Origin of the sequence: Aneurinibacillus tyrosinisolvens (assembly GCF_001015055.1) — a bacterium.
Classification (GTDB): Bacteria; Bacillota; Bacilli; order Aneurinibacillales; family Aneurinibacillaceae; genus Aneurinibacillus_A; species Aneurinibacillus_A tyrosinisolvens.
This window is the reverse complement of the sequence record NZ_BBWZ01000002.1, coordinates 83923-103006: the sequence shown is the minus strand read 5'-3', so window position 1 is coordinate 103006 and position 19084 is coordinate 83923. Positions and strand designations below refer to the sequence as shown.

General features: G+C 49.5%; 15 protein-coding genes and 1 pseudogene. 1 reads left to right on the top strand and 15 read right to left on the bottom strand.

All coding sequences use genetic code 11. The features are described from left to right. The first annotated feature begins 198 nt into the window (after nt 1–198). Nucleotides 199–1495: pseudogene (locus MBEAL2_RS02470) on the top strand (TrkH family potassium uptake protein). A 107-nt stretch (nt 1496–1602) separates the two neighbouring features. On the opposite strand, the gene MBEAL2_RS02465 reads toward MBEAL2_RS02470, so the two are convergent. The 15 genes from MBEAL2_RS02465 to MBEAL2_RS02395 form a co-directional block, all read right to left on the bottom strand. Then, nucleotides 1603–2385, bottom strand: a complete 783-nt coding sequence (locus MBEAL2_RS02465; protein ID WP_047150757.1) for an undecaprenyl-diphosphate phosphatase — start codon at nt 2383–2385, stop codon at nt 1603–1605. Nucleotides 2386–2445: 60 nt separating this feature from the next. After that, nucleotides 2446–3714 (bottom strand): transcription termination factor Rho, encoded by a 1269-nt coding sequence (gene rho / locus MBEAL2_RS02460; protein ID WP_173427691.1) that lies wholly within the window; start codon nt 3712–3714, stop codon nt 2446–2448. 81 nt (nt 3715–3795) lie between these two features. Beyond that, nucleotides 3796–4764, bottom strand: a complete 969-nt coding sequence (gene glpX / locus MBEAL2_RS02455) for a class II fructose-bisphosphatase (RefSeq protein WP_047150755.1) — start codon at nt 4762–4764, stop codon at nt 3796–3798. Between the two features lie 21 nt (nt 4765–4785). After that, entirely contained in the window at nt 4786–6051 is a 1266-nt protein-coding gene (gene murA / locus MBEAL2_RS02450) for a UDP-N-acetylglucosamine 1-carboxyvinyltransferase (RefSeq protein ID WP_047150754.1), read from the bottom strand. Between the two features lie 165 nt (nt 6052–6216). Then, nucleotides 6217–6864 carry a fructose-6-phosphate aldolase gene (gene fsa / locus MBEAL2_RS02445; RefSeq protein WP_047150753.1) on the bottom strand — a complete coding sequence of 216 codons (648 nt, stop codon included), beginning with the start codon at nt 6862–6864 and terminating at the stop codon, nt 6217–6219. Nucleotides 6865–6896: 32 nt separating this feature from the next. Beyond that, on the bottom strand, nt 6897–7760 hold the full coding sequence (gene fba / locus MBEAL2_RS02440; RefSeq protein ID WP_047150752.1) for a class II fructose-1,6-bisphosphate aldolase: 864 nt from the start codon (nt 7758–7760) through the stop codon (nt 6897–6899). Between the two features lie 64 nt (nt 7761–7824). Continuing rightward, nucleotides 7825–8190 carry a response regulator gene (locus MBEAL2_RS02435; protein ID WP_047150751.1) on the bottom strand — a complete coding sequence of 122 codons (366 nt, stop codon included), beginning with the start codon at nt 8188–8190 and terminating at the stop codon, nt 7825–7827. 199 nt (nt 8191–8389) lie between these two features. Then, nucleotides 8390–9991, bottom strand: coding sequence for a CTP synthase (gene pyrG / locus MBEAL2_RS02430; protein ID WP_047150750.1), 1602 nt, complete (start codon nt 9989–9991; stop codon nt 8390–8392). 182 nt (nt 9992–10173) lie between these two features. After that, on the bottom strand, nt 10174–10701 hold the full coding sequence (gene rpoE, locus MBEAL2_RS02425) for a DNA-directed RNA polymerase subunit delta (RefSeq protein WP_047150749.1): 528 nt from the start codon (nt 10699–10701) through the stop codon (nt 10174–10176). 156 nt (nt 10702–10857) lie between these two features. After that, nucleotides 10858–14112, bottom strand: a complete 3255-nt coding sequence (icmF, locus tag MBEAL2_RS02420; RefSeq protein WP_047150748.1) for a fused isobutyryl-CoA mutase/GTPase IcmF — start codon at nt 14110–14112, stop codon at nt 10858–10860. 47 nt (nt 14113–14159) lie between these two features. Then, nucleotides 14160–14786 carry a TetR/AcrR family transcriptional regulator gene (locus tag MBEAL2_RS02415; RefSeq protein WP_047150747.1) on the bottom strand — a complete coding sequence of 209 codons (627 nt, stop codon included), beginning with the start codon at nt 14784–14786 and terminating at the stop codon, nt 14160–14162. 135 nt (nt 14787–14921) lie between these two features. Then, entirely contained in the window at nt 14922–15866 is a 945-nt protein-coding gene (gene meaB, locus MBEAL2_RS02410) for a methylmalonyl Co-A mutase-associated GTPase MeaB (RefSeq protein ID WP_047150746.1), read from the bottom strand. Between the two features lie 13 nt (nt 15867–15879). Then, on the bottom strand, nt 15880–17022 hold the full coding sequence (locus MBEAL2_RS02405; RefSeq protein ID WP_047150745.1) for an acyl-CoA dehydrogenase: 1143 nt from the start codon (nt 17020–17022) through the stop codon (nt 15880–15882). A 21-nt stretch (nt 17023–17043) separates the two neighbouring features. Continuing rightward, nucleotides 17044–18186: an acyl-CoA dehydrogenase gene (locus MBEAL2_RS02400; protein ID WP_047150744.1), complete on the bottom strand. Its 1143-nt coding sequence runs from the start codon at nt 18184–18186 to the stop codon at nt 17044–17046. A 19-nt stretch (nt 18187–18205) separates the two neighbouring features. Then, nucleotides 18206–19057, bottom strand: coding sequence for a 3-hydroxybutyryl-CoA dehydrogenase (locus tag MBEAL2_RS02395; protein WP_047150743.1), 852 nt, complete (start codon nt 19055–19057; stop codon nt 18206–18208). Between the last annotated feature and the right edge of the window lie 27 nt (nt 19058–19084).

The following is a 19084-nucleotide window of genomic DNA, read 5'->3' as shown; positions in this document are numbered from 1 at the left end:
ATGATTACAGGTACATCCGAATTATTATAAGCGAACGGTGGTAAAAAAGTCAAAGATTGCGCTGTACCTATTTGTCGGATACTATCGTCATATATATTAAGAACTTACTTTCTATTCCATTGAGGTGTAACTAATGTCAAACCTACCGTATAAGAGAAAGCAGCCTGTTTTTCCCTGACATCCATAAATCCCGCGCAGATGCTCGTTATCGGCTTCGCGGCGATTATCCTTGTCGGGGCCTTCCTTCTGATGCTCCCTATCGCCACACCGGATGGAAGAGGGCTTTCTTTTGTTAACGCTCTGTTTACCGCTACGTCCGCTACATGTGTAACAGGGCTCGTTGTTGCCGATACCGGAACGGCATTCACGATGTTCGGCCAGCTTACGATTTTGACCTTAATCCAGGTTGGCGGACTTGGATTTATGACGATGGCAACCCTGTTCGCCCTCGTTATTGGAAGAAAAATCTCGCTGCGGCAGCGCCTGCTCATTCAAGAGTCATTAAACCAGTTGACGCTCGAGGGAATCGTAAAACTTGTTCAACGGGTCCTTCTTTTCACTATCATCTTCGAGGGAGTTGGGGCGCTCATTTTGGCGCTCCGCTGGATTCCGGATATGGGAGTATCAAGGGGGATATATTTCGGTATTTTCCACTCTGTTTCCAACTTTAATAATGCAGGCTTTGACTTAGTTGGAGGATTTAGAAGTCTGACGCCGTATGTAAGCGACCCGATTGTCAACATCGTCATTATGATCCTGATTATTGCCGGCGGGATCGGCTTCATCGTTATTGCAGAGCTGACCGATTTTCACAACCGGCACAAGCTGTCGATGCATACGAAAGTCGTGCTCACGTCAACCGCCTTCCTCGTTTTCTTCGGAGCGCTTCTTATTTTTGCTATGGAGTACACGAACCCGAAAACACTTGCTTCTCTCGACTGGGCCGGAAAGATACTCGGTTCATTTTTCCAATCTGTCTGTACCCGGACAGACGGGGCGAATACCCTCCGATTGGTGATATGCACCAGGCCACTCTGTTTTTGATGGTCATCCTGATGTTTATTGGGCTTCGCCGGGCTCTACAGGAGGCGGGATTAAGACAACGACCTTCGTCACGCTTCTCGGGGCTGTTTGGGCGATGATTCGCGGCCGCCGCGATGTTGTATTCTTCAAACAGCGTGTGGACGAAAGCAAAGTGCACAAGGCACTGACAATTACCTTTGCCGCTGTCTTTCTCGTCCTTGGAGCAACGATGATCCTCTGTATTACGGAGAAAGCCGATTTCCTTACAGTTTTATTCGAAACAACGTCCGCATTCGGCACGGTAGGCTTATCCATGGGGCTTACTCCTCATCTCACGATGTTTGGGAAAATCCTTGTTTCCTTCGTTATGTTCGCAGGAAGGGTCGGCCCACTCACCGTTGCTTTTGCGCTCAGTATCGATAGAAAGAAGGAGCATTTCCGCTACTCTGAAGGTAAGATCACTATAGGATGAATCATCCTTTACCACTTTAAAGTGACATACATTTTCCACTGCCGTAACAAAAAGAGAGCATTACCCTTTATAACCGGGCAATGCTCTTTTTTTAACACAGTTACTAATTAAAAGCTTCTCGTTACCTGCGCTGCGATGATAAAAAAGCCAAGGATCCAGACATAGATGGCGAAGCCTTTAAGAGAGCCGCGCTTAAGAACGCCAATCATCCAGCGGACGGCAATATAGCCGAAGAAGGCGGAGGAAAGGGTTCCTATCAGAAGGGGCATCAGCCCGATCGCTTCTCCGCTCTCACCGGTGACAAGCTTCGCACCCTGAAGCACGATCCCTCCGGCAATGGCCGGAATGGATAAAAGAAAAGAAAACTGTGCGGCCGCCGCCTTATCAATCCGGCGGAAAAGAGAAGCCGCAATCGTAAGCCCGGAGCGGGAGAGCGCCGGCATAATGGCTGCCGCCTGGAACGTCCCGATAAAGAGCGCATCGCCGTACGAGATATCTTCCATCTCTTTGTATCCGTTCTTCCAGCGCTCCGCCATCCAGAGAACACAGCCTGTGACAAGAAACTCATATCCTATCGTGGAGCCGGTTTTTGAAATAGCATCAAAAAAGTCCTCAAACATAAGTCCAATTACAACAGCGGGTATCGTACCGACAACAACGAGCCCCGTCAGCCGGCTCAGCGGCCTCCTCAGCATGTACAGAACGTCATCCTTATAAACAGCCAGGACGGCAAACAGTGTACCGATATGAAGCATCGTATCAAGAAACAGGCCAGCTTCGTCCAGCCCGAATAAATGCCGGCCTAGAAAAAGATGCCCGGTGCTGCTAACCGGCAGAAATTCCGTTAACCCTTGAATCATTCCAAGAATCAATGCCTGCCATTCATTCATTGTTGCCCCCCCTTTAATTCCTCTATCATCTATATGTCCGGGAGGGCTTGTTTAGTAGAATTATCTTACTTTTACGGCACCTTTTTTCACATTATCAATCACAATAGCATCAAGGAAATCCTGATTTGTCTTCGTATCGGCGAGGCGTTTGATGAATGCTTCCGTAAATTCATTGTTGTCATGGATGGACTTGCGGAGCGCCCAAATTTTATCCAGTTCTTCTTTTCCGAAGAGGAGTTCTTCCCGGCGTGTTCCGGAGCGGCGAATATCAATGGCCGGGTAGACGCGGCGTTCCGCCAGCTTGCGGTCAAGGTGAAGCTCCATATTTCCCGTTCCTTTGAATTCTTCATAAATGACGTCATCCATACGCGATCCGGTTTCGATAAGAGCCGTGGCCAGAATTGTTAAGCTGCCGCCTTCTTCCACATTTCGCGCGGCTCCAAAGAACCGCTTCGGCCGGTGGAAAGCCGCAGGATCGATACCGCCTGAGAGAGTGCGGCCACTCGCCGGTACCGTAACGTTATAGGCACGGGCCAATCTTGTGATACTATCCAGCAAAATGACAACGTCTTTTTTGTGCTCAACAAGGCGCATGGCCCGCTCCAGCACGAGCTCTGCTACTTTAATATGGTTTTCAGGCAGTTCATCGAATGTTGAACTCACCACTTCCCCTTTGACAGATCGCTGCATGTCCGTTACTTCTTCCGGACGCTCATCAATTAAAAGAACAATGAGTTCAATTTGAGGATGATTGGTAGCAATGCTATTGGCAATTTCCTTGAGCAGCATCGTTTTACCTGCTTTAGGAGGGGCTACAATCAAACCGCGCTGGCCAAGTCCGACAGGTGATATCAAATCAATAATGCGGGAAGGAATCCTGGTAGGTGAGGTTTCAAGCACGATTTTTTCCTGAGGGTAAAGAGGTGTAAGCGCCGGGAAGTGCAGCCGTTCCGAAGAGGTTTCAGGCGGTTCGCCGTTCACGGCGTCCACGTGGAGCAAGCCAAAATATCGCTCGTTTTCTTTCGGCGGCCGTACCTTTCCGGAAACTTTGTCCCCTGTTCTCAAATCGAATCTGCGAATTTGTGAAGCGGAAATATAAATGTCTTCCGCGCTCGGCAGATAATTGATAGGGCGGAGGAAACCGAATCCGTCCGAATGGGTTTCCAGAACGCCTTCCATAAACATGTTCCCCTGCTTTTCCGCCTGTGCCTGCAGAATCGCAAAAATCAGTTCTCTTTTCTTAAATGTACCGTAGTAAGGAATCTGAAACTCTTTGGCAAGTTTGTATAACTCCGTCAACTTTTTGTCCTCAAGTTGAGCTAAATTCATTTCCATATAGTGAAAAAACACCACACTTTTCTTAATAATCTATTGTTAATCCCATTATATCCAGCTTGCAAATCTATTAGCCTAGTCTTTTACGACAAACTCCGGTTTTCTCTCAAGACGGTGCTGCCCTTCGATAAAACGAACGGTTCCTGATTTCGCGCGCATAACAAGCGATTGCGTCGTGGCTCTCGTACCGGTGAATCGAACTCCCTGGAGAAGCTCTCCGTCTGTAACCCCTGTGGCAGCGAAAATACAATCATCCCCTTTTACCAGGTCATTCATGCGGAGTACCTGGCTAGGGTCAATAATCCCCATCTGTTTGCATCTGTCCAGCTCTTCCTGTGTTTGTGGAACAAGCCGTCCCTGGAAATCCCCTCCAAGACACTTCAAAGCAACCGCAGCGATGACCCCTTCCGGCGCGCCTCCAATGCCGAATAGGATGTCGACCCCTGTATGCTCAAACGCCGTGTTGATTGCGCCTGCTACATCTCCGTCTGAAATGAGCTTAATGCGGGCTCCGGCTTCGCGGATTTCATGGATAAGCTTCTCATGGCGTTCCCGGTCCATGACACAGGCAACGAGGTCGCTGATGTCTTTGCCGTTCGCCTGGGCGACTGCTTTTAGATTATCAATGACCGGCGCGTTGATGTCAACCTTTCCGGCCGCTTTCGGCCCGACTGCCAGTTTATCCATGTACATATCCGGCGCGTGAAGCAGGTTGCCCCGGTCGGCTACAGCAAGCACGGTCAGCGCATTCCATGTTCCCTTGGCCACGATGTTTGTGCCTTCAAGCGGGTCCACCGCCACATCGACCTGCGGCCCGTTTCCCTGGCCAAGCTTTTCCCCGATATAAAGCATCGGCGCTTCATCCATCTCTCCTTCTCCGATAACGACAATGCCTTCCATCGGCACGGTATCAAAAACGGCTCTCATCGCTGTCGTGGCCGCATCGTCCGCCTCTTCCTTCTTGCCGCGGCCCATCCAGCGTGCGGAAGCGAGTGCCGCTGCTTCTGTAACCCGTACTAATTCCATTGTTAAACTGCGCTCCATTGTCTGTTTCCCCCGTTCTTTCTATGCACTTTCTATCTTGCGTTCTCTCCACATCTGTGCCCCCAGGCTTATCAGCTTCTCCTCCAGCCTGGAGTAGCCGCGGTCAATGTGAGAAACCCCTGAGATTTCGGTTACGCCATCCCCCATTAATCCTGCAATAACAAGCGCCGCTCCGGCACGCAAATCCGTCGCCGTTACGCGCACACCATAAAGCGGGGTTCTTCCTTCAATCACAGCGGATCTTCCTTCCACCTTGACTTTCGCTCCCATGTTGATGAGATGGTCAACGTGCTTGAATCTGGCATGGTAAATGTTGTCGGTAACGATGCTTGTCCCTTCGGCGGCCGTTAACAGTGCTGTCATCGGCTGTTGTAAATCCGTAGGGAATCCGGGATATGGCAACGTTTTAATATCAATCGCCCGGTACCCGTTCTGCCCCTTTACCCGGAGGGCATCATCCTCTTCTTCTATCTCCACATTCATTTCGCGCAATTTTGCTGTAAGAGATTCGAGGTGCCGGGGAATAATATTATCAATCGTAACATCGCCGCCGGTTGCCGCCGCAGCAATCATGTATGTACCCGCTTCGATGCGATCGGGAATAATGGAATGGCGGCAGCTGTGAAAGCTGTCCACACCCTTGATGCGAATAACATCTGTTCCCGCTCCTTTAATGCTGGCACCCATCGCATTTAAAAGCGTAGCCACATCAATGATCTCAGGTTCTTTTGCTGCATTCTCAATGACGGTCGTCCCCTGGGCACGGCAGGCCGCAAGCATAATGTTAATCGTAGCTCCTACACTTACGACATCGAGATAAATTTTCGTTCCGACCAGTTTGTCCGCCTGAATATGAAGGGCGCCCTGTTCGTGTGTGAGCACAGCCCCGAGCGCTTCAAATCCTTTGATATGCTGATCAATGGGACGCGGTCCTAAGTTACAGCCTCCGGGCATGCCAATAATCGCTTTGCCGAACCGCCCGAGCATCGCCCCCATTAAATAATAAGAAGCTCGAAGCTGTTTCACTTTTCCGTTCGGCATCGGTCTCAGGCGCATCTCTGTCGAATCAATACGCATCGTCTCGCCGTCAAGCGCGACCTTTGCGCCAAGCTCCTCCAAAATTTCCCCATAGACACGAACGTCACTGATGTCAGGCAAGTTGTCCAGAATGACTTCAGACGCGGCCAGAATTGCAGCGGGAATCAGGGCTACCGCACTGTTTTTGGCCCCGTTAATCTGAATTCTGCCCTGCAGCTTCTGTCCACCTTTTATAAAAAGCTTTTCCACAGATCGGTGCTCCTTACTCAATGGGAAAAAGCACCCTTTCAACATAAAGAAAACTTGGCTAGCGCCAAGCCATAGGCGCCGACGATTGCCTTAGTTGCCCTTATGTAGATAAGAAAGTTATACTTTCTTATCTACGAAAAAATGAAAAGGTGCTTCTTCAACCTATTATTTTTGTTGTGCTTTCTCCCAATCCGCGAGGAAACGTTCAATCCCGCTGTCCGTTAGCGGATGCTTCACCATCTGTTCGAAAATCTTATGCGGAATGGTTGCGATGTCTGCGCCCATTCTTGCGCAATCCACTACATGCAGCGGATGGCGTACACTTGCACAAATGATTTCCGTGTCGATGTTATGCATATTGAAAATTTCTACGATGTCCGAGATAAGGTCCAGTCCGTTTTGTGCAATATCATCAAGACGGCCAAGGAAAGGGGATACGTACGTAGCTCCAGCACGAGCGGCAAGCAATGCCTGTGTAGCGGAGAATACGAGCGTTACATTCGTCTTGATTTTCTTTTTTGCAAAGTATTTTACGGCTTTTAAACCTTCAACCGTCATCGGAAGTTTAATGACAATGTTTTTAGAGAGAGAAGCCAGCCTTTCCCCTTCTTCAATCATGCCTTCCGCTTCCAGACTGATGACCTCTGCACTGATGGGACCGTCAACAATATCGATAATCTCTTTTAAGGTTTCTACGAAGTCGCGGCCTTCCTTTGCGACAAGAGAAGGGTTGGTTGTTACACCAGCAAGTACGCCCCACTCGTTAACCGCGCGGATTTCCTCTACATTCGCTGTATCAATAAAGAATTTCATAGTCCACTCCTTCTATTGCGTGATTATTACTATTATGCCCGATTGTTGCTTCCGAACTCACGGATTTTGCCTTTTACGGTTTCCTTAATGGTATCACGGGCCGGGCCGAGGTATTTTCGAGGATCGTATTCATTCGGCTTCTCTTCCAGTACCCTGCGAACGGTTGCGGCAGAAGTAATTTGGCTTTCCGTGTTCACATTAATCTTAGCTGTTCCCAGTGAAATCGCCCGCTTAATGTCGTGTGTTGGAATGCCGGTTCCGCCGTGGAGCACAAGCGGCACACCTGTCAGTTTCATTACTTCTTCCATGCGGTCAAAGCCAAGGTTCGGCTCTCCCTTGTATGGACCGTGAACCGATCCGAGCGCCGGAGCGAAGCAGTCTACCCCTGTCTCACGCACAAGCTGATCGCACTCCGCCGGAATGGCATACATTGCGTCCGCATCGGCAACCACAAGATCGTCTTCCTGTCCGCCGATACGGCCCAATTCCGCTTCTACAGATATACCAAGCGCATGAGCCACCTCAACAACCTTCTTGGTGAGCGCGATGTTCTGTTCCAGCGGGTAGTGGGATCCGTCAATCATAACGGAAGTAAAGCCGGCCTGAATGGCTTCCACACACTTCTCAAAAGATGAACCGTGATCAAGGTGGATGGCAACAGGCACGGTAACTTTATACTCTTCCATGAGTGCTTTCACCATGGCTACAACTAATTTAAACCCGCCCATGTAACGAGCAGCGCCTTCACTTACTCCTAAGATAACAGGAGATTTCTCCTCTTCCGCTGCCTGAAGAATGGCCTGGGTAAACTCCAGGTTGTTCAGGTTGAACTGGCCGACAGCGTATTTGCCCTCTACCGCCTTATTTAACATCTCTGTCATCGAAACTAATGGCATATGTAGGATCCTCCTTGTGCTCGTCCGTAATCTCAAACATTATCCATTATACCACAATGTGAGATTAGCTTGCGAGTTGCTTGTTGACCGCCATTCGAAGTTCATCAATATCAAACGGCTTTGTGAAATGGGTAAGCGCTCCCAATTCGGTTGCTTCCTTAATCATATCCAGCTCTCCGTAAGCCGTCATCATAATGACCTTCATGCTTGCGTCTATCTTCTTAATTTCTTTGAGAATTTCAAGGCCATCCATCCCTGGAATCTTCATATCCAGAATAACAAGGTCCGGTGATTCGTTCACGACAATCTCCAGCGCCTGCTTTCCATTAGCCGCCTGAAATGTCTGGTACCCCTCCTTACCAAATACTTCGAATAACAGAACACGAATCCCATACTGATCATCCACAATCAAAACCTTTTTATTCTCCATACTTGTATCCCCTTTACCCTTTTTGTCCGAACGCAACGCAGTTATGTGGTTCCATTTTTTATCAATCGTAATATAAGGTAAAGTTCGATGAAGAGCGGGGAATTCCTGCTAGAATATTCTGCGAAGAAAGGGAGATTTTTATACAAGCAAGAAAAAAGTGCAGGGGCGGTTTGTTTCTACCCTGCACTTTTGCTTTATATTATCCTTTTAAGCGGAGAGAAGCCCCTACAAAGTCACGGAACAGCGGCTGTGGACGATTAGGGCGTGATGCGAATTCCGGGTGGAACTGGCTCGCCACAAACCATGGGTGGTCTGTTATTTCAATAATTTCCACAAGGCGTCCATCCGGCGAGGTTCCGCTGAATGACAGGCCTGCGTTTTTCAGCGCTTCTCTATATTCGTTGTTGAATTCATAGCGGTGGCGGTGGCGCTCATATACGAGTTCCTGGCTGTAAGAGCTGTACGCATCGCTTCCCTTTTCCAGCTTACACGGGTAAAGGCCCAGGCGCATTGTGCCGCCAAGGTTTTCAATGTCCTTCTGGTCAGGCAAAAGATCAATAACCGGGTAGGAAGTCGCGGGATTAATCTCCGAGCTGTTCGCGTCTTTCAATCCGACTACATGGCGGGCAAATTCAATAACGGCAACCTGCATGCCGAGACAGATGCCCAGGAAAGGAACTTTATTCTCACGCGCATATTTTGTTGCAACAATCTTTCCTTCCACACCGCGGTCACCGAAGCCGCCAGGTACAAGAATGCCGTCCACGTCTCCGAGTAACGCTTCGACGTTGCCCGCATCCACTTCTTCCGCATCTACCCATTTAATCGTTACATCGGAATCGTTCTCATATCCGGCATGGTACAATGCTTCCGCGACGCTTATGTAAGCGTCATGCAGCGCAACGTACTTACCGACGATGGCGATGGTCGTCATTCCGGAAAGGTTTTTCACCTTGTGGAGAAGCTCTTTCCATTCCGCCATGTCCGCTTCCGGGCAAGTCAGGTTCAAGTGGTTGCATACATAGTCATCAAGCCCCTGATCCTTCAGCATCAATGGCACTTCGTACAGAGTGTCCGCATCAGCACATTCAATGACGGCTTTCGGATCGATATCGCAGAACAGGGCAATTTTATCCTTCATGTCTTGAGATATCGGCTTTTCGGTACGGCAGACGATAACGTTCGGCTGAATGCCAAGGCTGCGCAGTTCTTTTACGCTGTGCTGGGTTGGCTTTGTTTTCACTTCACCGGCAGCGCTGAGATAAGGCACAAGTGTACAGTGAATGTACATGACATTTTCCCGGCCGACATCGCTCTTAATCTGGCGGATGGCTTCGAGGAAAGGAAGGCTTTCGATATCGCCTACGGTTCCGCCGATTTCTGTAATGACCACATCTACATTCGCTTCGCGGCCTGCACGGAATACGCGTTCCTTAATTTCATTTGTGATATGGGGAATAACCTGTACGGTTCCGCCAAGGTAATCGCCGCGGCGTTCCTTCGTAATAACGGAAGAATAAATTTTCCCGGTTGTTACGTTGCTGTTGGAGTTCAGGTTAATGTCAATAAATCGTTCGTAATGCCCGAGATCAAGATCCGTTTCCGCACCGTCTTCCGTTACGAAAACTTCGCCGTGCTGATAGGGACTCATCGTACCCGGGTCGACATTAATATAAGGATCAAACTTCTGGATCGTAACGTTCATTCCGCGGTTTTTCAGTAAGCGACCAAGTGAAGCGGCCGTGATTCCTTTTCCAAGGGAGGATACTACGCCGCCTGTAACAAATATATACTTTGCCATACAATAAACCCCTCTTTCTTTACCCATCAATACTTTTCCACAAAATAACCGTATCTATAAGACCCGGAAAATAAAAAAAACAAAAGCACTCCCCAACCGAGTTCTCGGAGGGGCACTTTTGTTTTCGATAACTAAAACAATTCGTTAACTTTTAAAGCCCAAAAAGTATTTTATCGTTACGGTTATTTCCTGTCAAGATCTTCATCATTTTCCGATTCAGATTCGTCATCCAAATCTTCATCTTCTAATTCCTCTTCCGCTTCATCGTCAAAACCATCGAGTTCTTCATCATCATCGTCTGCATCATTATCGTCGTCGTCATCCAAATTATTAACCGGCTCGTCATCGTCCAGGCCGTATCCTTCTTCAAGGTCTTCATCATCGTCGAAGTCATCATCGTCGTCGAGCACAAACTTGCCACGCAGGCTTCCTTCCGCTGATTCTTCCTGTGTTTCGACAAGGTACCAGCGCTTTAAGCCCCAGAGGTTGTCACCGAGGCAGATGAATCGCCCATCCAGATTGATTTCTGTGTACACCTGGGCAATTAGATCCATTGCGCCCTCTTCTGTAATATGCTTGAGTTCGGCAACTTCATTAAATAAATCACGGTAATGGACAGGTTTTTTCGATTGGGCCAGCAAATGGTAAGCCAGATCAACCATTGCCATTTCTGATATTTTTTCCTGTTCCAGGTTTAATACATTGCTCAACCTCGGCACTTCCCTTCTCAAATATTCATCATAAAAGAAAGCCATGCTTTCTTTTTCATACTCAGATAAAAATCTCTAGTAGCCAGTATTTCTTATTTTATACAAAATAGTACACATAAAGCAAGGGCGATATTTCCTCACCCTTGCTTTATGCTGCTACATATTACGGCGGTACTGTCCGCCCACTTCATAAAGAGCACCCGTAATCTGGCCGAGGCTCGCCACTTTAACCGCCTCCATCAATTCAGCGAAGATGTTTCCGTTCGTGCGCGCCACTTCTTTCAAACGCTTCAGCGCGGCAGGCGCCTCATCCTTGTGCTGCTCCTGGAATGCGCGCAGATTATGGATTTGCTGCAGCTTTTCCTCTTCCGTCGCACGGGCAAGCTCGATTTCATAATCGGCTTCATCCGCATTCGGGTTTATGAACGTATTTACCCCGATAATCGGAAGCTCTCCGTTGTGCTTTAATGTTTCATAATAGAGAGACTCCTCCTGGATCTTGCTGCGCTGGTACTGCGTTTCCATCGCACCGAGCACGCCCCCGCGGTCGCTGATGCGCTGGAATTCCGCCAGCACAGCCTCTTCTACAAGGTCCGTCAGCTCTTCGATAATGAAAGAACCCTGGAGAGAGTTTTCGTTTTTCGCCAGTCCAAGCTCTTTTGTAATAATCATCTGGATCGCCATGGCGCGGCGGACGGAGTTTTCTGTCGGCGTTGTAATCGCTTCGTCATACGCGTTCGTATGGAGCGAATTACAGTTATCGTAAATTGCCATCAACGCCTGCAGGGTCGTACGAATATCATTGAAATCCATTTCCTGTGCATGCAAGGAGCGTCCGGATGTCTGGGTATGGTATTTCAGCTTCTGGCTGCGCTCATTCGCACCGTATTTATTTTTCATTGCCGCTGCCCAGATGCGTCTGGCCACACGGCCAAGTACAGCATATTCAGGGTCAAGTCCGTTGCTGAAGAAGAACGACAGGTTCGGCGCAAAATCGTCGATGTTCATGCCGCGGCTTAAATAGTATTCCACATACGTAAAGCCGTTTGCCAGCGTGAAAGCAAGCTGGGAAATCGGGTTCGCTCCCGCCTCTGCAATATGGTAGCCGGAGATGCTGACGGAATAATAGTTCCGGACATAGTTGTGAATGAAATACTCCTGGATGTCTCCCATCATCTTCAGCGCAAACTCTGTAGAGAAGATGCAGGTATTCTGCCCCTGGTCTTCCTTCAAAATGTCAGCCTGCACCGTTCCGCGGACGCTCTTCAGTGTAGCTTCTTTAATTTGTCCCGCTTCCTGCTCGATGGGCTCGCGGCCTTTATCGCTTGTAAATTTATCGAGCTGCTGCTGGATGGCTGTATTCATGTACATGGCGAGAATAATCGGTGCCGGTCCGTTAATCGTCATCGAAACTGAAGTAGACGGATGGCAGAGATCAAAGCCTGCATACAGCTTCTTCATATCGTCAAGCGTACATACGTTTACCCCGCTCGTTCCGATTTTTCCATAAATGTCTGGACGGTGATCAGGGTCCTCCCCGTACAGGGTCACACTGTCAAACGCTGTGCTCAGGCGCTTGGCGCTGTCGTCTTTCGATAAATAGTGGAAGCGGCGGTTCGTCCGTTCCGGCGTTCCTTCCCCGGCAAACTGGCGCTTTGGATCCTCTCCGTCCCGCTTGAACGGGAATACACCTGCTGTATAAGGGAAATAGCCCGGCAGGTTTTCGCTCATCGACCAGCGTAAAATTTCGCCCCAATCTTCAAACTTAGGCAGTGAAACTTTCGGGATTCTCGTTCCTGACAGTGATGTCGTGTACAGTTCTGTCACAATTTCCTTGTCCCTTACCTTCGTTACGAACTCATCTTTCGTATAGGCTTCTTTGATCGCCTGCCAGTTCGCAAGGATTTTCTTGCTTTCCGGGTGCAACTGCTCCTCATAGTGTGTAATGAGCTTGTCGATTTCCTGTCGCAGTTCAGCAGACAGCTCCCCTGTTTGTTTTGCGAATTCTTCTTTTGTTCCTTTGAGCTGGAACAGTTTGCGTGCAATGGCCACCTGCTTTTCGGTGAACTTCTTGTAGTCATGGACCGTGTTTACAATTTCCGCAAGGTAGTGAATGCGATCGGACGGGATAATGTATTTTTTCTTCGATTGCGTTTCCTTGGAAATATCGAGTGTTGTCGGGAACTGTGCCCCCGTTTTCTCCCCGATCACTCTCATGAGGTTTACAAACAAAACGTTCGTGCCCGGGTCGTTAAACTGGCTGGCGATCGTTCCGTATACAGGGACCTCTTCGTCTTTCATCTCAAACAGATTGCGGCTGCGTCTCCATTGCTTCTTCACGTCGCGAAGCGCATCTTCAGACCCGCGCCGTTCAAATTTGTTAATCGCGATAATGTCCGCGTAGTCAATCATGTCGATTTTCTCAAGCTGGGTAGGCGCCCCGAACTCGCTGGTCATAACATACATGGCCACATTACATACTTCGGTAATGTTGGCATCGCCCTGGCCGATGCCGGACGTTTCAACAATGATGAAATCGTAGCCTGCCGCTTTTACGATGCCAATCGCATCGCCAATCGCCTGGCTGAGCTCACTATGGGATTTGCGTGTCGCCAGCGAGCGCATATATACGCGGGGGGAGTTAATGGAATTCATGCGGATTCTGTCCCCGAGAAGCGCGCCGCCAGTTTTCTGCTTCGAGGGGTCAACCGATAAGATCGCAATGGTCTTATCGGGGAACTGCTCAAGGTAACGGCGTACAAGCTCGTCGGTAAGTGAGCTTTTCCCCGCACCGCCTGTACCGGTAATACCGAGAACAGGAACAGTTTTGACCATGGAATGCACTTTCTCAAGCGTGGCTGCGGCTTCCTTGTCTTGTTTTTCTACGTTTTCTTCCGCCAGCGTAATGAGGCGGGAAACCGCATTCCAATTACGGTTTTTCAACTCATTAATTTCTTTCTCTACTTCCTTTGGTGTCGGATAATCCGTCTGCTCAATCATCCAGTTGATCATACCCTGCAGGCCCAATTTCCGCCCGTCATCCGGGGAGAAGATTTTCGCTACCCCATACTCGTGCAGTTCACGGATTTCAGAAGGAACAATAACCCCGCCACCGCCGCCGAACACTTTAATATGGGAGGCGTTCTTTTCTTTTAAGAGGTCGATAATGTATTTAAAATATTCAACGTGGCCCCCCTGATAGGAGCTGATTGAAATTCCCTGCGCGTCTTCCTGGATTGCGGCGTTTACAACTTCTTCTACCGAGCGGTTATGCCCAAGGTGAATGACCTCTACCCCGGACGCCTGCAGAATTCGCCGCATGATGTTAATCGAGGCATCATGCCCATCGAATAGGCTGGCAGCTGTGACAAAACGAACGTTATGCTTCGGGCGGTAAACTGTTGTTTCCATTTTGGTTCCTCCTTATTCATCCCTGTACTATTTGTCAGTTCTCTATATCAATGAGATGTTAACTCGCGCAAAATTAATGAGGTCTGAATCTCCATAAACTGCTCCAGCGTGTAATGCTTGCGCAAACTCCAGCGGCGGAACGTCCACATCTGGCCGAGTACCATAATGTTATGGGCCATCAGTTTCACAGACTGCTCGTCGATATTGAGCGAACCGTCTTTTCTGCCACGGTGGAGGATTTCTTCAAAAAAGTCGGTGATTTCTTCCTCTTTCATCAAGACGTAGCGCATCGGCTCTTTCGGGAGCGACTTAATCTCCTGGTAAATAAGCAGAACCCTGTCCTGCATTTCGTCCATTACCCGCAAGAAACCTTCGATGGCTCTGCGGAGCATAACGGCACCGCTTACGCCTTCCACAAGCACCTGCTGCAGGCGTTTCTCGACCTCCTGGTGAATGGCATCGCATACAAGGTAGAGAACGTCTTCCTTTGATTCAATATATTCGTAAAGCGTACCAATACTAAACCCTGAAGCTCTGGAAATTTCCCTTGTGGTTGTTTTATGAAATCCTTTGGATACGAATAATTCAACGGCCGCTTCAATGATTTGCTCACGACGCTTCTCAATGAGCTTCGGATCTTTTACCATTGAGGGGATCGCCTTCTTTTGCTGCATTGTTGTTTCTCCTCTCCTTATGTCGACTGAGCGTTTGCTCAGGGGATAGAGAAAAAGAAAAGGCATTATTTGCCTTCTCTCTCTTTTTTTTATTATACAAAGAAACGAGCGGTCTCTGCAATATTTTTCAGAAAATTATTTTCCTTTCAAGAGCTGCTGCAAGAGCTGTCCGGCGATTTCGTAAGGGTCTACCTCACGCCGCGACACCTTTTCCATTACTCCCGCATACGCCTCGTCGCGCAGCTGGCTGACAATGACCCGGTGCACGTCGTACTCCACGATTTCAACGACTTCCTCCCTCAAGTGGGAAGCACGGCGCTTGTCCCGTTCCCCGCTTTCGGCAAGATATGATTTGTGCGTAAGAAAGGCGTCCCACACTTCGTCAATCCCTTTATTCTGTACGCTGATTGTTTTAACGATAGGAGGCCGCCATGGAGCATCGTGCTTTACTAGGTCGAGCATTTGCTCGACTTCCCGCATTAGCTTCTCCGTTCCTGCAAGGTCCGCTTTGTTCAGAATAAACAAATCCGCGATTTCCATAATTCCGGCCTTGAACGCCTGCACGGTGTCGCCGCTGCCCGGATTGAGGACGACTGCAGTGGAGTCGGCGATGTTCATAATGTCGAGTTCAGACTGGCCTACACCGACCGTTTCAATGATAATGACATCTTTTCCGTACGCGTCGAGCACACGGACCGCTTCCTTCGTAGCGCGGGCAAGACCGCCCAGGCTTCCCCGGGTCCCCATGCTGCGGATGAATACCCCTTCGTCGAGGAAGTGATCCTGCATGCGGATGCGATCGCCCAGAATAGCGCCGCCGGTAAACGGACTTGTCGGATCAACGGCAACAATCCCAACGGTTAGACTTTTTCTGCGCAGGTAGCCAATCAGCTTGTCCACAAACGAGCTTTTCCCTGCGCCAGGCGACCCGGTAATGCCGACAAGAAAGGCTTTCCCTGTATGGGGGAAAAGATCCTGGAGCACCTGCGTTTTCTCTGGATGATTATCCTCGACATACGAGATCGCCCGGGCAACAGCCCGGCGATCTCCTGCGAGAATTCGTTTTACTAATGTATGCAATCGGTCCACACCCTTAGTCTTTCAATAAGTACCCGGAAATGACAAGGCGCTGAATTTCGTTCGTTCCTTCGTAAATTTGCGTAATTTTGGCGTCACGCATAAAGCGTTCTACCGGATATTCACGCGTATAGCCATAGCCGCCGAATACTTGAACGGCTTCCGTTGTCACTTCCATAGCCGCATCGCCGGCAAATAACTTCGCCATCGCGGAAGCCTTGCCGTATGGAAGCCCGCTGTCTTCCAGAACAGCCGCCTGGTATGTCAGGAGACGGGCTGCTTCTACTTTGGTCGCCATATCGGCAAGTTTAAAGGCAATGGCCTGCTGGGCAGCGATTGGTTTGCCGAACTGGTGGCGCTCTTTCGCATAAGCAGTCGCGTGGGTGAGCGCACCGTCGGCGATGCCGAGTGCCTGGGCGGCAATGCCGTTACGGCCGCCGTCGAGCGTCATCATCGCGATTTTAAAGCCCTGGCCCTCTTCGCCAAGGATATTCTCAGCCGGCACACGGCAGTCCTCGAAGATGATTTCTGTTGTAGCTGAGGAGCGGATGCCTAATTTCTTTTCTTTCTTTCCTACTTTGAATCCCGGCGTATCGCTCGTTACAATGAAAGCCGTCTGTCCCTTGTGCTTCAATTCAGGCGTTGTCGCCGCGAAAACAATGTAAATATCGGCGAGTCCGCCGTTTGTAATAAAGATTTTACTGCCGTTCAGAACGTATTCATTGCCGTCTTTTCTGGCGACGGTTTTCATCCCTGCCGCATCCGAACCGGATCCTGGCTCGGTCAGGCAATACGCGCCCATGCTTTTCCCTTCCGCAAGCGGGCGAAGGTACTTCTGTTTCTGCTCTTCTGTGCCGAACTTATAGATCGGCCAGCTGGCAAGCGAAGTGTGGGCGGATAGCGTAACCCCAACGGAAGAATCCACACGGGATAGCTCTTCAACAGCGATAACGTAGCTTAAGAAATCAAAGCCGGCGCCACCGTATTCTTCTCCCCACGGAATCCCGGTTAAACCAAGCTCAGCCATCTTGTGGAAAACTTCCATATCGAAACGTTCCTCTTCATCGCGCTCTCCCGCCTTGGCCGCCAGTTCATTCTCAGCAAAATCGCGTACCATTTGGCGCAGCATTTTGTGCTCTTCAGATAATTGGAAATCCATCTCTCTCCACTCCTGTGCTTATTATTTGTTTAATAGATGTTTTGAAATAACAATGCGCTGAATTTGGTTCGTGCCTTCATAAATCTGTGTAATTTTCGCATCCCGGAAGAGCCGTTCTACCGGGTAGTCACGCGTATAGCCGTACCCGCCGAACACCTGAATCGCTTCCGTTGTTACTTTCATCGCCGTGTCGGTCGCAAACCGTTTCGCCATCGAAGATTCCATTCCGCATTTGAGCCCTTCATTGCGCAGGCTGGCTGCCCGGTAGACGAGGAGGCGGGCCGCTTCAATCTGCGTCGCCATATCGGCGAGCTTAAAAGCAATCGCCTGCTGGGCGGAAATCGGTTTGCCGAATTGGTGCCGCTCTTGTGCATAGGCAACCGCGTGGCCAAGTGCGCCTTCAGCGATGCCGAGCCCCTGGGCGGCGATACCGATGCGGCCGACCTCAAGATTAGCCAGGGCGATGGTAAATCCCTGTCCTTCCTCTCCAAGAAGGTTCTCTACAGGCACCTGGGCATTGTCGAAAATAAGCTCACACGTGCTGGAACCGTGGAGGCCCATTTTCTTCTCTTTTTTGCCGATTGTAAATCCTGGTGTATTCTTTTCGACAATAAACGCCGAAATTCCTTTCGTGCCTTTTGACGAATCAGTGACCGCGAACGTTACATAAACGTCCGCCGCGCCCGCATTTGTAATGAATACCTTGGAGCCGTTTAAAATATATTTATCGCCTTTTTTTACAGCAGACGTGCGAAGGCCCGCCGCATCCGAGCCGGCACCCGGTTCTGTTAGCGCAAAAGCGCCAATATATTGTCCGCTCGCCAGCTTTGGCACATACTTCTTCTTCTGCTCTTCACTCCCAAAGTAGAGAATCGGGTTTGTTCCGACAGAGGTGTGAACCGATAGGATAACCCCTACCGTTGCGCTTACTTTGGAAATTTCATTTATCGCCAGAATGTAGGAAAGAAAATCCGCGCCCGCTCCTCCCCATTGCTCCGGCACCGGAATCCCCATCAAACCGTATTCGCCCATCTTGCGAATCAATTCGAGTGGAAACTCATCTGTTTCCTCCATCTTCTCAACCTGCGGGGCAATTTCATTCTGGGCAAAATCCCGTACCATCCGGCGCATCATTTCCTGTTCTTCCGTAAAGAACAATTGCATCGTTTATCCTCCTTGGATTCTATTCATAGACGTAAAATCCGCGCCCGGATTTACGGCCCAGCCAGCCTGCTTTTACATATTTACGGAGAAGCGGGCAAGGGCGGTATTTGGAATCCCCGAGTCCTTCATGAAGAACTTCCATAATGTACAGGCATGTATCCAGGCCGATGAAGTCGGCAAGCGTAAGCGGCCCCATCGGATGGTTCATCCCCATTTTCATCACATCGTCGATCGCCTCCGGAGTGGCTACCCCTTCATACACACAGTAAATCGCTTCGTTAATCATCGGCAGCAGGATACGGTTGGACACAAAGCCCGGGAAATCATTTACTTCCACCGCTGTTTTGCCCATTTTTTCCGATAAATCGGCTACGACTTTGTACGTTTCATCCGATGTAGCAAGGCCGCGAATGACCTCAATAAGCTTCATTACTGGAACCGGATTCATAAAATGCATCCCGATCACTTTTTCCGGACGGCCTGTTACCGCGGCAATTTCCGTAATCGGCAGGGAGGATGTATTACTTGCGAGAATGGCGTGCGCCGGCGCAATTTCATCCAGCTGCTTAAACAGCTCTGTTTTCACATCCATATTCTCAACAATCGCTTCTACGACGAAATCAATTTCTTTCGCGTTTGCAAGATCTGTAGAAGGCTGGATTCGGCTCAGAATCGCCTGTTTTTCTTCTTCCGTTTTCCGCCCTTTCTCCACATCGCGGGAAAGGTTTTTCGTAATGACACCAAGGCCGCGGTTCACGAACTCATCTTTTATATCATGCAGAATGACCTGGAGCCCGGCCTGTGCCGCAACCTGTGCAATGCCGCCTCCCATTTGGCCGGCACCAATTACCATAAACTTCGTAACGTCCATCCTTCTCCATCCTCCCTTTTCTTTTAA

Bases quoted from the DNA above. Each gene is read 5' to 3' on its own strand.
- icmF (WP_047150748.1), bottom strand. From the start codon at position 14,112: ATGGAAACAACAGTTTACCGCCCGAAGCATAACGTTCGTTTTGTCACA.
- glpX (WP_047150755.1), bottom strand. From the start codon at position 4,764: ATGGAGCGCAGTTTAACAATGGAATTAGTACGGGTTACAGAAGCAGCG.
- MBEAL2_RS02465 (WP_047150757.1), bottom strand. From the start codon at position 2,385: ATGAATGAATGGCAGGCATTGATTCTTGGAATGATTCAAGGGTTAACG.
- MBEAL2_RS02400 (WP_047150744.1), bottom strand. From the start codon at position 18,186: ATGCAATTGTTCTTTACGGAAGAACAGGAAATGATGCGCCGGATGGTA.
- pyrG (WP_047150750.1), bottom strand. From the start codon at position 9,991: ATGGCAAAGTATATATTTGTTACAGGCGGCGTAGTATCCTCCCTTGGA.
- fsa (WP_047150753.1), bottom strand. From the start codon at position 6,864: ATGAAATTCTTTATTGATACAGCGAATGTAGAGGAAATCCGCGCGGTT.
- rho (WP_173427691.1), bottom strand. From the start codon at position 3,714: ATGAATTTAGCTCAACTTGAGGACAAAAAGTTGACGGAGTTATACAAA.
- MBEAL2_RS02435 (WP_047150751.1), bottom strand. From the start codon at position 8,190: ATGGAGAATAAAAAGGTTTTGATTGTGGATGATCAGTATGGGATTCGT.
- MBEAL2_RS02395 (WP_047150743.1), bottom strand. From the start codon at position 19,057: ATGGACGTTACGAAGTTTATGGTAATTGGTGCCGGCCAAATGGGAGGC.
- MBEAL2_RS02405 (WP_047150745.1), bottom strand. From the start codon at position 17,022: ATGGATTTCCAATTATCTGAAGAGCACAAAATGCTGCGCCAAATGGTA.
- MBEAL2_RS02415 (WP_047150747.1), bottom strand. From the start codon at position 14,786: ATGCAGCAAAAGAAGGCGATCCCCTCAATGGTAAAAGATCCGAAGCTC.
- fba (WP_047150752.1), bottom strand. From the start codon at position 7,760: ATGCCATTAGTTTCGATGACAGAGATGTTAAATAAGGCGGTAGAGGGC.